Here is a 13,894-nt window from a genome sequence, read left to right as displayed (position 1 = left end):
ACCTCATAAACTATTCATCCGTAATTAAAGACAATACCACTCAGTATTTTAATTGGGTCCTGGTTATCGAGAACGTAGCTTGATCGTCCGAACCATGCTGTTTTTCAATCCAATCTACTAACTTGGTGCGAAATGCTAAAAAAAACAATTGAAATCTATTGGCTGATCGAATTTGAGCTAATTCATCGTTTCGATATAAACTCATCAGTTCCTCAGGTGTTGTTAATTTTAAATTGAGCGCTATTTTGTCCATATGAAAACAGATATCAGTCAAGCCAGGGGTTTCTAATTTAATTTCACCCTCAATAATTTCTCTACCATTTCTTTTAAAATCTCTCAGACTAAAATGGTGATGATAAAAATAAGAACAGTCTCTCCCATCAGTATTTTTTAATTGATCATTTGCCCCTGCAACTCGTAGCTTATCAATTAAATCATCGAAATGATAAAAGGCTGCCCAATGGAGTGCGGTCATTCCATGACTGTCTTTTTGATTGACATCACATCGCAGTTCTTGCATTTTTGCCAAAATTAATTTGGCCGCTTTTTTATCACCTAATTTGCAAGCCAATAACAATGCGGTATTTTCGTAAGAAGTTTGAATGAGTAATCTAGGATTAGCAAAGCTTAACGCTGTTATTAGATTTGGCATATTATGCTCAATAATACTCAGGTGTAAGGGGGTATTTGTTGATACTTTATCATCGTAATGTTCTAGAGAGGGTTGGGTGAGTTGACAATAAACGGGTAAAAATTCCAATGTTTTCTCATGTGCGTTTTTTTGCTGTAGTTCTGATTGAAAAATAGTTAAAAAAGTCCTGATTGTATTCATCTGATCTAGTCGAGGTATAACAACCGTCAATACATGCTCTAGTAATAAATCTTTTTCATGAAGCATGGTAAATAATGATAGAAGTGTTTCTATAAGTGTTTTGTTATGAAAATAGGGCATGATCTCTTTGAACACTTCCTGTCGCACTACTATGGTTTTGCTCATGGCATTGAGGAAGTTAATTAAAGCGCTAATGTCCATGATGGAGGGTGTTCTCTCGATGATCCAATCTGCAATTATTGGAATCAATTCCGGTGGGGCGACACGGGTTAAACTGAACAGTTCAAAAATAAAATACCACTCATTATATTCATCATATTCATCGTTATAATCTGAACTTCGGTAAAGGCGAAGAGGAGCTACCGTGCTGATATTGGTATAATATTCCAGTTTATTTTCCTGTGCCAGATGACAAATGAGTTCGTACGATTTATCGTCTTTCTCCTGGGTCATCCATATGGCTTTGATTAAAGCTTTACTAGTCGCAGTGCTGGTATTTTGATCAATAAATATTTGCAGTGCCCGGATGGGTTTTGTAAATTGTTTATGCCTTGTGAAGCTGATTAAATGCCCTAGGTCAGTTAACAGATCCATTTCTAATGGAGCTATTTTAGAACTGGTTGCAGCATTACTTAATTCTTCCTGAACTACAGTGTCTATTTCATCAAGGTGAACAGATTGGTTATTGATACTTTGAGTAATTTTATCAGTAAAGACTATTTTTCTGATAACAGAAGTTGAAGCAGCCATAATTATTCCTTTAACTATTAACAATTGCACATAGATACCATTCCAAAATCATCTTATGTTAAAAAAACTCACTTAACAACGGACCTAATCAATTTATCTGGATTTATTTGGGGTCGAATTTATGAAACGTTCACTGGCTATATAAAATGTTTAAATCAGGATTTATTTATAAGCATATTTAAAAAGTGAGTATCTCTCAGGACTTGTTCGAGGGATGTTGGGAACTATTTGATGCAGTATCAACAGATACTAAATTTATTTACGAATAATTTTGGTGGATTTCAAGTTAAAGTTGTATAGTTAAAATAGATGGATTGTTAATGATATCAATAGGATGGAATTATGATGATACGGTTATCAAAAATTGTACTTGTAGCGGCAGTTGCTTTTTATTGCCTGTTAACAGCCTTTGGGAATATTACTGATTATGGCACGAATCTACCTGCCGTAGAAAAAGCATTATCGATGAAGGATGTATTCCCTGGTTCGAAAATTACCTATAGAGCCATTACAAGCCCTGAGCTTCAGCACGCAGCTTATATGGGTATTATTACGTTAGAGACATTAACCACCCTCCTTTGCGCGCTAGGAGCCTGGAAGCTTTTTCGTGCAAGAAAAAAAGAGGCTTCTGTATTTAATCACGCCAAAAACTGGTCAGTAGCTGGTTTGACATTAGGATTTGTAACCTGGCAGGTTGTGTTTATGTCCATTGGTGGCGAATGGTTTGGCATGTGGATGTCTCCCATGCTGAATAATGCGATAACAACGGCATTTCACATATTTATTATGATCTTGGCGATTTTGATTTATTTAGTGATTAAAGACGAGTAACGGACGAGCTTTGGCTCATAGCTGTCAAATCAAAAGAAGCCTGGATGAATCACAGCGAAATCCGGGAGGCCTATGCGCAGTATGGTACCTTTTTAATCGGTGCCCGCTTCGCGGGGTTGAACCGTAACCCTCATCCCTAACCCTTCTCCCTTAAAAAGGGAGAAGGGATCAGCTGAGTATAAACCGGGATAATAGGTAACACTGAAAGCAAGCAAGCGTAGCAACTGTCTTGAATTTTCATTCAAGGCAGTTGCTACGCTTGCTTTTTTGCTTACCATTTAAAGATACAAGCCCAGATGAAGCATAGCGCAATCCGGGAAGCCTATGCGCAGCATAGTACATTTTAATCGGAGCCCGCTTCGCGGGACTTCTGATTGAGTCACAATGGTGCCAAAAATTTATTTAAATTAGGTTTTTGATTGAGCCTGTATTGATAAACAACGTAAAATGCCATGACATTCTTCAAATAATTTCTCGTTTCCTGCCAGGGCAAGGTTTCTATCCATACATCAATCTCCTTTGGAGGATGGTTCTTTAACCAATATACGACTTGTCTGGGTCCGGCATTGTATGCCGCGGCCACCAGTACAGGATGATTGCTGAATCTTTTGGTCAGTTGCTGGAGGTACGCAATACCAATATTGATGTTTTTGTGCGACATAAATAATTGTTTTTGATCATTATATTGAATTTTACTCATTTTAGAGACAACGCTGGCAGTTTGAGGCATAACCTGCATTAACCCTCTGGCTCCTGCGGATGAGACTACATCTTCTCTGAATCCACTTTCCTGACGGATTATCGCATAGACAAATTCTGCAGGGACAGAGTATTGGTTTGCATAAGCTTTAACTGTGCCCTTATAGGCAAGAGGGAATCTCAGACTAAGTTGATTGTTGAGTGTTTCATTATTACTTAAATAAACTGATTTACCATGCCATCCCAGTTCACTGTCAACCCAATACACCAAGGCGCTCGCCTCTTCTTTAGGCAGTTCACTAATGAAATCATTAAGTAACCGACTTGCTTCAGCCGTTTGTTTCGACAGGTACAGTGATTTAACTTGATCGATAATGGGTTGATAAGGTTTCAAGGCTGACAAACTGGTTGTTGCCTTTTCATTTTCAAAGTTAGGTGTTTTCTTTAAACGTATACTGGCAAGAAAACCATAGTATTGTCTGCTTTTGGCTAATGACTCATAAATTGCCCTTGCCTCTGCTTTATTTCCCTGTGCTTCAAGCGCGCGGGCAAGCCAATATTGCCAGCACGGTGTGTCTTTATTTTTGGAACTATTTATAAATTGGGCCACATGTTCCCAGTCATGATTTTTTAGCGCAAAACGGATCTGCCAATCCACCAGTACATCGTTATAATATTGTGGTTTTACTTTGGCAAACCATTCCAGTGCGTCTTCATGGTTTCGCATGGCTTTATAGAGCGCTACATGGGCTAAAAAAGCCTGTTTTTGGGATTCATTCAAAACTTTGTTGGTTTTTACCTGTTGCCAAAAGGTTATGGCTTTATCCATGTTCATGGACACCATTCGTTTTAACCCATAGAGATACAATTGACCATTTACTTCTCCGGGAGTTAATTTGTTAATGTTTGCAGGATTCTGTTGGATGTTTGTCAATGATTGTATTTCAGTATCATGAGGTAGTTTATATTGTTTTAAAAGATATCGCGCCAATTGGATATTTCGTTTATCAAGAGCAAGCGCGATGCGTTGAGTGATTAGGTTTTGATCGAAATTATCATTTTTTAGCATTAAATCAAACAACGTATTACAGGCAGCGGGACGTGAATCACCTGTTAACCAGATAGGAGCAGATTCTTGTAAAGCTTCTTTATCCATTCCTAAATTAAATTTTGCAATTTGGTCATAACACATCAAATTGATGTCGTTAGTGGGCTGATAATAGCTCACGTAATTTGCCCAATCCTTGGTTCTGGCTAATTCATAAAGCCATTTATCACGCAATTTATTGGAAAGAGGGGTTGTTCCTTTTACAAACTCAAGGAATTCTGGTGGTGGATTAATAGGGAGATTCTGGTACCAGGCCATAAACGTGTTGAATCGATCCATATAGGCCTGACCTGATAATGCAAAAGCAGAACAGGTCCAAATCAGTCCACACAACAGTGCAATAATTTTGTTCATAGGTCCTCTTGTAAAACCTGAATGAATAAAGCAGGTACAGATCAAATGTCAGCTAATTCTTCACGCATACTTTTTATGGTTTCATGGTAACTGGTGCTATTGAATATAGCAGAACCGGCAACAAATTGGTTTGCGCCTGCTCGTGCCAGCTCAGCAATGTTTTTTGTAGTCACCCCGCCATCGACACAAAGGTCGAGTTGGGGGTAGAGCTGATGTATCCGGGTAATTTTGTTGATCACTTCTGGAATCAATTTTTGTCCGCCAAAACCAGGGTTAACCGTCATAACGAGGACAAAATCAAGCTGATGTACACACCAGGTCAGGCAACCAATGGTTGTTGCGGGATTAAGTACCAAACCTGCTTCACAGCCCAGAGTTTTAATTAATTGCAAACTTCTGTCCAAATGTATTGTTGCATCAGGATGGATGCTGATCCTTTTGGCTCCTGCTTTGGCAAATGATTCAATCAGTGCGTCTACCGGGGTTACCATCAGGTGCACGTCAATAGGTACATTGGGAAATCGTTTCACCAAGGCTTCACAAAAAGTGGGTCCAAAGGTTAAGTTTGGTACATAATGATTATCCATGACGTCAAAATGAATAAAATCAGCACCAGCGCTCATCACTGACTCTACCTCATCTCCGATTCGAGTCATATCAGCAGAAAGGAGGGAGGGTAAAATTTGGTAAATCATCATGTCATTTCAATAAAGATACTGTGTGTATATCATATGCTGTCTGCGAATAACATTCCAGATAAACACTCTGATTCTATGAATCAGGAGATTCAATACCTGATGGGTTTAGTGCAATGTTTAACCAGAGTATTGAGTATTTGTTCAAGATATGGCATAATATTAACTGATTTCTGCCCTTGTAATTTTAAAAGTTACCCCCATCTAGTGGAAATTATTGTGACCCAACTCATGTTTTTAGGGAGTGTTTTATGAGTCAAAATTGGCCTACCAGAGACAGAGATTTGCAGACTGCTCGAGTGATTATGGAAGAGTACGCTAATGATCGCGAGAGCGATTCATTGGGACTTTTTGAAATTGTAGTGGATCAAATCGAAAAAAGAATGAATTTTCGTTTATCAGGTTGGGTGGTAATTTTAGCCAAGCACTTTTCATCAATGTATGGCGCGAGCCAGGGTGATTTTGTTACCCGACAAGTTATAAGCCGTTGTATTACTCAAGGCCAAACTTTACACTAGCCTTAAGAGTGTACAACAGGGTTCATGGGCTTAGTGCTCCAGAGTTGTCACCCGTGAATAAATAAAAGGAACAACACTGAATCCGAGGCCATTCTCAATGTGCATTTGCTGAGAATGGCTTTTTGAATTACTGTCATTTAGAAACTTTCAATATATCGGCTATACGATAATTTGAATTCCTTGGAAAGTTCATACTGTTTCAACGCTTGATTCACTGATTCCAGTAAATTATTCTCTGTTTGATTAACCGCTATGCCCAGTCCAAACCCGTACAAATAGGGTTTTCCTATGACTATAAACGCGCCGGATGAGTTGGCAGCCCAGTATAATGCTGTAGGATTATCAAATAAGACGCAATCTATCTTACCTTTTTTTAAATCTTCAAGCATAACTTCGGTATTGGGATATTCAATTACTGTAGGATTAATGATTCCCATGTCTTTGATTTGGTCTTTAAAAACAGTAGCCACTACAACGCCAATTTTTTTATCTTTGAGTAATTGCAGGCTAAATGCTTGATGAGCTTCCTCTGTATGGTTCGTTAGAAATCGTGAGTAACTTAATAAATACGGGGCACTGAACCCTACCTTTTTAGAACGTTCCGCAGTAATTGTGATTGCACTGACTGCAATGTCCACTTTTTTACTTTCAACAGCAGCTAATAAATCTTCAAATCGCATGGGAACAAAAGTGCAGGTACGTTTCATTATTTTACAAAGAGACGTAATCATATCAATATCAAAGCCGTAGTATTCATTATTTTGTCCTTCCATGACAAACGGCGGTGTATAACTATCAATACCGACGTTTAAGGGTTCTCCTATTGCATGTAATGGAGACATCAGAAACAGGAAGGTAATCAGGATTAAGTGACGAAATAAGTTCATTTTGGGTTTTCGCTAAATGATTCATTCTAGTTATAGAGTATAACGAGAATACCAGGATGTGAAACAAAAAAAATTGGATTTCTATCATTATTCTCAGAAATAAATAAAATTAAATCAATAACATTCGATCCCAGCTGTTTTATTGAGCAATTTTAAAAACACATTGATTTATCTTAGTGTGCATTTTTTAAAAGGTTTTCTTCACTGATTTCGCGTCGAGGAATCCAGGCAATTAAATATTCTGCTGGTTAATATCTATCTCATCTGATTGAAAGTCGCTTAATACCCTGCGAAGGTGGGAAGCTGCGTTCAAATTGTGTGCGAACTGGTGGCAGAGGAGTCTGGATCGGGATTTTCCATGGATGCTGTCAGATCTTCCGACTGAGTGGGCGATTGTACTTCGGGTGAAGGATCTTGAGGCAACTTGCTCTTTAGAGCAGAAATATCCTCAATTATTTTAGACTCTTGTTCGAAGCGTCGTTGATCTGCCTTTTCAGATTCAGTAGTCAGACTGAAACTTAGTGTGAATATGGAGCGCAAAAGCCGAAGAACTACGCTCATCAGAGGCGCTGGTGGCTTCGCTTTGAGCACATCTTGTTGGACATCGGTTGAAAATTGATTAATGGCATTATTGTAGATTTTTTCGATTTTATCTCTTTTGGTATCATCGCTCGCATCCGGAAAGATTTCTTCGACATCACTTATTTCTTCTAATTTATTTTTTAGCCGGTAAGCTGACTCAATGGGGTTATCCAGTGCTGGAACCTTGGTATCGTTCGGGATGTTATGTTCTTGTCTGTATTGTGCTGCCGCATCTTTGAGTTCCTTAATGGCAGCATCTACCAGACCTTCCAGCGCTGCTACTTTTTGTTTCACTTCTTCCAAAGAGGGTTTAGGCGCAGGTTCTTCCAATGTTTTCATAGTGAATAGAGTTGCCATAATATCCAGAGGAGCAATAATTGTAGAAGTAAACTCCTGAGTTTGGTGATCAATTTCTAATTTACCCGCTTGTCTTAATGATTCACACTGCTTGTATAAATTGAGCAGTGCTGATGAGTCAGTATCACTTTGTATGGCGCTCTCGTGTGTTTTAATCAGCATATCAGCTGCTTTAGGGTCAAATGTAACAGGGTCAATTCTTAATCCTTCCAGTTGTTGAGATGCTAAAGTGGATTTTAACCGATTTCCTGCTTGGAAGAGGTCGTCGCATTGCTTTTGCATGGCTTTCGCTTCGTCCGAAAGAACATAATCTGAAACACGTAACGAGTAACTAACAATTATTGAGGCGGTCATTAATCGTGCAACTTCAGCTTCTTCTTGAGCAAAGCGTTCTTCATCTCCACTTTTGGGAACAACCTTCCCATCAGCGTTAACTTCACCTCCGACAATTTCAGCATAATCTTTAGTTCCAATGGCAGCAATAACATTATCTTGCACACGTGTTTTATCGGGATTCAGCAGTACTTGCGTTATATCGTTTAAAATTGGGCGCATAAATGCATCGATATTTCCTGCTTCGCTAATAGCTTGTCTAAAACTGGTATCATCAAGAACAGGTAGAGGCAATTGATCAAATATTCGTGATAGTTTGGCTATATTGCCTTTTGCTTGCTCTATTAATTCTCTTGGTTGATTTTCTGTGCCTGGAGCAAAATTTGTATTTTTTAAATGAGCGATAAAATTGTTTTTAAACGCTTCAGTATAAGCCGGGTCATAGTTTTTTTGGGTAGGCATAATAGTTAACCATCAAATAATTTAAGAAAATTCTCAGAATACAGTTGTGGTATTAGTGAGCGATTAATTATTCTTTATATATTTATGTATAGACTATGTATCGGTTGTTTATAAATTATTTATTAGTTTTGATTCAATTGAATTCATTATTATTTGTCGCATTAGCCGGTAAGTACTAACACGGTTTGTTGTAATGTAACCAAGTCATAGGGTAGTCTTTATGCTTTACCTTTACTAAAGAAATCAGATCTGTTTATGACACAACTCAGTATATTCTCCGAACTTATCGCTTCAAAATCATGGTTTATTGAAAAGCATGTGTCGAATGTGAATCATCCATTAAAAGATAGTGTAGAACAATTGCTCCTTATTAGTGATTACTCCTGCAGACACATAAAGTTACTTGAACAGTTACTACAAGAAGATGACTGCCATTCGTTACTAGTCCGCGAGGATTACTTTAGTGCCATCAATAAATTAAATATAGAGGCTGCTCAGACAGTCTATTTCAGGGATTTACGTCAGTTTCGTAATACTCATTTTTTACGGTTATTGCTACTTGAGGTGGCTGGAATAGCCAATACTGAAGAGGTAATGCGATCCTGGTCTGATTGTGCTGATGCAATAATTTTACATGCTTTACATTATTGCAGGTACTCATTATCTCTGCGTTATGGTACCCCGCGTAATGAAGGGGGCGATGAAGTTGATTTATTTGCGCTGGCTATGGGAAAACTCGGTGGACGGGAACTGAACTATTCATCGGACATCGATTTAATTTTTGCGTTTGGTGAAGCCGGTTCTACAGATGGTGAAGAGGTCTTATCGAATCAGCAGTTTTTTAGCAAAGTGGTACAACAATTTATTCATATTTTGCAAAATGTCACTGCAGATGGTTTTGTATTCAGGGTCGATTTAAGACTTCGTCCTAATGGGGATAGTGGACCTTTGGTTTCAAGCCTTGCTGCAATGGAAACCTATTATCAGGAGCAGGGTCGGGATTGGGAGCGATACGCTATGGTCAAGGCTCGAGTCATCTCTGAATCCATCAATGAAACTGTTCCCTGGTTTGACCGATTAATCCTTCCTTTTGTTTATAGACGCTATGTTGATTTTAGTGTCATTGAATCCTTGCGTAGTATGAAGTCAATGATAGAGCGAGAGGTGCAGCTTAATCCTCGACTTGATGATATTAAACGAGGGAAGGGCGGCATTAGAGAGGTTGAGTTTATTATACAGAATTTTCAATTGATTCGTGGGGGAAGATTACCCCGTTTACAAGTTCAAAATGCGATGGCGGCCCTTGAGGTATTAAAACAGGAAAAACTGTTGCCGCGGAGTGAAGCGTTAAAACAAGCCTATCTTTTTTTAAGAAAATTGGAAAATGCGCTGCAAAGTCTTGGTGATCAGCAGACTCATTCTCTACCTGATGAACCGATGAAACAAACACAGATTATATTGGCTATGGGGTATGCTCAATGGGATGATTTATTAGCCAAATTACAACAATATCAACGCATCATCTCCAATTCGTTTCATTCAGTCCTGGGGAAGGTAGATGATTATGAAGATGAAAAAAGAGTGTTGGCAAATCAGCTATCCAGTGTTTGGCAGGGACATGTAGAACAGAGTATGGCAATTAATCTGTTGACCAGTTTGGGGTTTGAAAACGCGCAGCATTGCTACCAAATGATTCATGCATTCAGACATGGGCCACGCTGCAGAAGATTATCGCAGGGGGCGCGTATCAGGCTGGATCGATTTATGGTGATGTTGTTGACTGAACTGACTCATTTTATCAATACGGATGAAGTATTATTACAGGTAATGCATTTGCTGGAAAATATTGTAGGCCGTAGCGCTTACCTGGCTTTATTGACAGAAAATCCATTAGCCTTACGTGAGTTATTGTTTTGGTTTGCTAACAGTCCATTCATTACTTCATTATTTGTAAATCAACCGTTTTTGTTGGAAGTTTTGTTGGATCAAGGGGAACATTGGCGTCCAAACTCCCGTCAACAATTAGAGTTGATAATCACTGAACAATTGTCTCACGCAGATGATATTGAACTTCAGGAAGAAATTTTACGGCAATTTAAATTAACGAATTGGTTATTGGCCGCACGTGCAGAGCTTTATGGTTCAAGTAATGCGGTTCGGATTGGCAAGTTTTTGGCTGATGTCGCTCAAGTGATCGTAACTCAGGTGATGAATATTGCCTGTCAGCAATTAAGTCTTCGTAATCCGGAGATGTCTGAAATAAAATCGTCCTTTGCCATTATTGCTTATGGAAAATTAGGCAGTCGGGAAATGAATTACTCTTCTGACCTGGATCTGGTTTTTCTTCATACTGCCAAACCTGCCGAGGAGGCCTTAATCACTCGATTAACTCAGAAAATATTACATATGTTAACTACTCGAACTCAATCCGGTGTTTTGTATTCTGTTGACACGCGGCTTAGACCGTCAGGTTCTGCCGGTTTATTGGTAAGTCCTATCGATGCCTTCGTTGAATATCAAAAATCCCAGGCATGGACCTGGGAGCATCAGGCTTTATTAAGAGCGCGAATTGTGTCTGGAAATCGCAAAATAAAGCACGATTTTATGCAATTAAAAAAAGTGATTTTAATGTTCTCTCGAAAAAAGGCTGCCTTACAGGAAGAGGTATTGGCTATGAGGGCTAAAATTGATCAACATCAAGACCTCGATCCTGTCAAACATGCGCGAGGTGGTTTGTTAGACTTGGAGTTTTTAATTCAGTTTTTAGTGCTCAATGTGGGGGATTCACGATTTGCTCGATATACCCATACCTTGAGTCAACTGGAACAGTTATTTCTTATTCATGTGTTAACAAAGGAACAATTGACCATTTTGAAGAACGCTTATCGACAGTTTCATCATATACAGCATCAAAAAATACTCCAGCCTGGAGTTGATAATAGTGAGGAGATTAATAAATCAGTGATGGCTGTTTGTAAGGAAATTTATAATTAATTGAGCACGTATTAGGGTAGTGATATCCGAGAGCAGGATATAAAACTCTTAATGCATTAATCACTCATTAATCCATTCCTAATGTTCCTCGATACAGCTTCCCCTTACGCTAACTTTTAATGCCATTAAGTTTAGGATTAGCTATTTTCGTAGCCCGTATTAGCGAAGCGTAATACGAGGAAATAATGGAGTGTATTGCCACATCGCTCCTGTATTACGCTTCGCTAATACAGGCTACTAAGATTGTAGAATAATTATTTTCGTAGCCCGTATTAGCGAAGCGTAATACGGGGAAATGTTTGTGTACTGGAATTTAAGCAATTAAGTTAGTCAGGTACCACACAATAGGCATGACTCTGCTTCAATGACGTAGCCCGTATTAGGCGCAGCCGTAATACGGGAGGTTCAAAGCTTCATAGTTCCTGTATTACGTCTGCGCCTAATACAGGGTACGATCCTATACTTGTTATTGTATTTATTTACTGGATCAAATGTGATCTTTTTGGACATAATGTCAACTTAGTGTTATACTGCTGTCCGTTTATAATTTGTCCACCACGGTTGTATTATGCCCAACAAAATTAAAATTTTATCTAAAAGAACTCGAAAATTTCCTAGTAAATTTGAAGATTTTCAGCTTTCATCAACTTTTGATAGAAAAGAAGTTCAAACCAGGACCATAAAAGCTAGCAAAAGAAAGTACACCTCTCAAATGGATGGGCAGACCTTGTTCTCTCATTCTAAAAGAATAACTGCCGTAAAAAAACGAGCTAAGAAGGACGATAAAAAATTATTGAAGATTAAACAATATTTGAGCAATATTGGTATTGATAATATGACTGTGGATGAATATATACCTTCTCCGGCTGATTTATCAGACACCGTTGCAGTTAAAATCGTTGATTTACTTAAAGATATTCCAGGGCGAGGCCTTTTTGCTCATATCGATATCGAAAAAGGTACTTGTATTGGTTTTTACACTGGTGAAGAGTATGCAAGTAATGCAGAGTTTGAGAGATATCTTAGCGAAAATCCAGGCGCAGATAACAGTTATGCTATGACTGTTGGACGTCGAATTATAGATGCTGCAACCAAAGGCAATTTTACCCGATATATTAATTTTTCTGATAGTCAGGATAATGTTGAGTTCAGGGAAACAACACGTAATGGGGTAAAAGTAGTTGAGGTAGTTGCATTAAAAGATATTCGTCAAGGACAACAAATATTGGTTAATTACAATACCTATAATGAAAATGCATCCAAATTGTATTATTTCCTTAATCCTGGCGATGGGTGGCTCTCTGCAAATGAGTTGTATGAGCAAAATAAAGCCAGTTATCATTTATGGACAATGTCTGGTGAGTGTGAAGCATTCAATATTAATAATAATGAAGAGTTTCTTATCAATCGAGTTGCTTCGGCAGTATTTGCAAATCAGTTACTAACTCATTTAAAGGATGTGAATAGAACGGAAATCGATCTTCCTATACTCAAAATGAACTCATTTAAAGAGATTCTTGATTTTAAAGATGCTGACACGTTTACTTCATTAATGATGGCTTGCTATTTGGGTCAGTCAGAAAACGTCAATTGGTTGATACGCCGGGGAGCTAATGTAGATCAACAGCAAAACCTTTCGGGAAAATGTCCCTTGTTCTTTGCCTTATCAGGATACAGTTCGGAACAAGATAATAAAAGTAATTATTTAAGCATCATGAGTTCATTAATTAAAAACAGGGCAAATTTAAGAGTACATGATAGAGCTGATAGAACTTTTTTACATAAGGCTATTGAAATACTCTCTGACAATGATTTTCAAAAAATACTGATTACTATCAAGACTCAAACTGGATCACAGTTTAATGAATTATATAATTATATTGATGAAAATAACTTTGATATCGTTTTGTTTGGTCTTAAAACAAAACAATTGGATAAAGTGCAACTTTTATTAGAGGCTAACCCAGAATATTTTAATCAATATGTTAGTCAGGGAAAAGCCTATCTACGAAATGAAATTGAGTTATTTAAAGCAGCGATACAGGATTATGATCAGGAGGAATTAACTATTCTATATCAAATGCTTGGAGAAGAAGGACTGAATTTACCTAATGATCTGTTGGAACGCTTGATTAACAACTTGCAACTCAACAGGTTTTGCTTGATGTGCTAGATTGGGTTATGAGGTATGGTGGGTGTTGACCATGCCGATAGCGACGTCAAGGTTTGTCTAAGTTTAGGTGTTGCCAGTTTTTAACTGGTTTCACCATAGCCACTTAATTGATTTGGTGGGTCGTGTAGGGATCGAACCTACGACCAAGAGATTAAGAGTCTCCTGCTCTACCAGCTGAGCTAACGACCCGCTTTGGAACCAAGTGCTCTAATAATAGCTATCCTATCAGCTTTTGTCGAGATATGGACCTGAAAATTGTTTCTGCCTGAATCGTTCAATTTGAAATGCATCACATCAGTCTATAGATCCTCGCACTAAT

Annotated in this window: 9 protein-coding genes and 1 tRNA gene; 4 read left to right on the top strand and 6 right to left on the bottom strand. The window is 38.2% G+C overall.

All coding sequences use genetic code 11. The features are described from left to right. Positions 1 to 40 precede the first annotated feature (40 nt). Positions 41 to 1,582: a Dot/Icm T4SS effector AnkQ/LegA10 gene (gene ankQ / locus IZU94_RS09505; protein WP_203110132.1), complete on the bottom strand. Its 1,542-nt coding sequence runs from the start codon at positions 1,580 to 1,582 to the stop codon at positions 41 to 43. Between the two features lie 342 nt (positions 1,583 to 1,924). Between ankQ and IZU94_RS09500 the strand changes: the two genes are divergently transcribed. Beyond that, positions 1,925 to 2,413, top strand: coding sequence for a DUF2165 family protein (locus tag IZU94_RS09500; protein WP_203110131.1), 489 nt, complete (start codon positions 1,925 to 1,927; stop codon positions 2,411 to 2,413). Between the two features lie 379 nt (positions 2,414 to 2,792). Here IZU94_RS09500 and IZU94_RS09495 read toward each other — a convergent pair whose 3' ends face one another. Together IZU94_RS09495 and rpe are read right to left on the bottom strand one after the other, a co-directional pair. After that, positions 2,793 to 4,574, bottom strand: coding sequence for a transglycosylase SLT domain-containing protein (locus tag IZU94_RS09495; RefSeq protein ID WP_203110130.1), 1,782 nt, complete (start codon positions 4,572 to 4,574; stop codon positions 2,793 to 2,795). A gap of 41 nt (positions 4,575 to 4,615) precedes the next feature. Then, positions 4,616 to 5,269 (bottom strand): ribulose-phosphate 3-epimerase, encoded by a 654-nt coding sequence (rpe, locus tag IZU94_RS09490; RefSeq protein ID WP_203110197.1) that lies wholly within the window; start codon positions 5,267 to 5,269, stop codon positions 4,616 to 4,618. Between the two features lie 251 nt (positions 5,270 to 5,520). On the opposite strand from rpe, the gene IZU94_RS09485 reads away from it, so the two are divergent. Next, positions 5,521 to 5,787 (top strand): hypothetical protein, encoded by a 267-nt coding sequence (locus IZU94_RS09485; protein ID WP_203110129.1) that lies wholly within the window; start codon positions 5,521 to 5,523, stop codon positions 5,785 to 5,787. Positions 5,788 to 5,924: 137 nt separating this feature from the next. Here the strand turns inward: IZU94_RS09485 and IZU94_RS09480 are convergent, their stop codons facing one another. Next, the gene (locus IZU94_RS09480) at positions 5,925 to 6,674 is read right to left on the bottom strand and encodes a transporter substrate-binding domain-containing protein (protein ID WP_203110127.1); all 750 of its coding nucleotides are present in this window, start codon (positions 6,672 to 6,674) and stop codon (positions 5,925 to 5,927) included. Between the two features lie 309 nt (positions 6,675 to 6,983). After that, the gene (locus IZU94_RS09475; protein WP_203110125.1) at positions 6,984 to 8,408 is read right to left on the bottom strand and encodes a hypothetical protein; all 1,425 of its coding nucleotides are present in this window, start codon (positions 8,406 to 8,408) and stop codon (positions 6,984 to 6,986) included. Positions 8,409 to 8,663: 255 nt separating this feature from the next. Between IZU94_RS09475 and glnE the strand changes: the two genes are divergently transcribed. Together glnE and ankI are read left to right on the top strand one after the other, a co-directional pair. After that, complete coding sequence (glnE, locus tag IZU94_RS09470; RefSeq protein ID WP_203110124.1) at positions 8,664 to 11,402, top strand: bifunctional [glutamate--ammonia ligase]-adenylyl-L-tyrosine phosphorylase/[glutamate--ammonia-ligase] adenylyltransferase; 2,739 nt, start codon at positions 8,664 to 8,666, stop codon at positions 11,400 to 11,402. A gap of 568 nt (positions 11,403 to 11,970) precedes the next feature. Continuing rightward, on the top strand, positions 11,971 to 13,575 hold the full coding sequence (gene ankI / locus IZU94_RS09465; RefSeq protein ID WP_203110123.1) for a Dot/Icm T4SS effector AnkI/LegAS4: 1,605 nt from the start codon (positions 11,971 to 11,973) through the stop codon (positions 13,573 to 13,575). A 113-nt stretch (positions 13,576 to 13,688) separates the two neighbouring features. Here ankI and IZU94_RS09460 read toward each other — a convergent pair. Further along, positions 13,689 to 13,764, bottom strand: a tRNA-Lys gene (locus IZU94_RS09460). Between the last annotated feature and the right edge of the window lie 130 nt (positions 13,765 to 13,894).

This window comes from Legionella bononiensis, assembly GCF_016786215.1.
Lineage (GTDB): Bacteria > Pseudomonadota > Gammaproteobacteria > Legionellales > Legionellaceae > Legionella > Legionella bononiensis.
The sequence above is the reverse complement of the archived record's forward strand: the minus strand, read 5'-3'. Positions and strand labels throughout refer to the sequence as shown.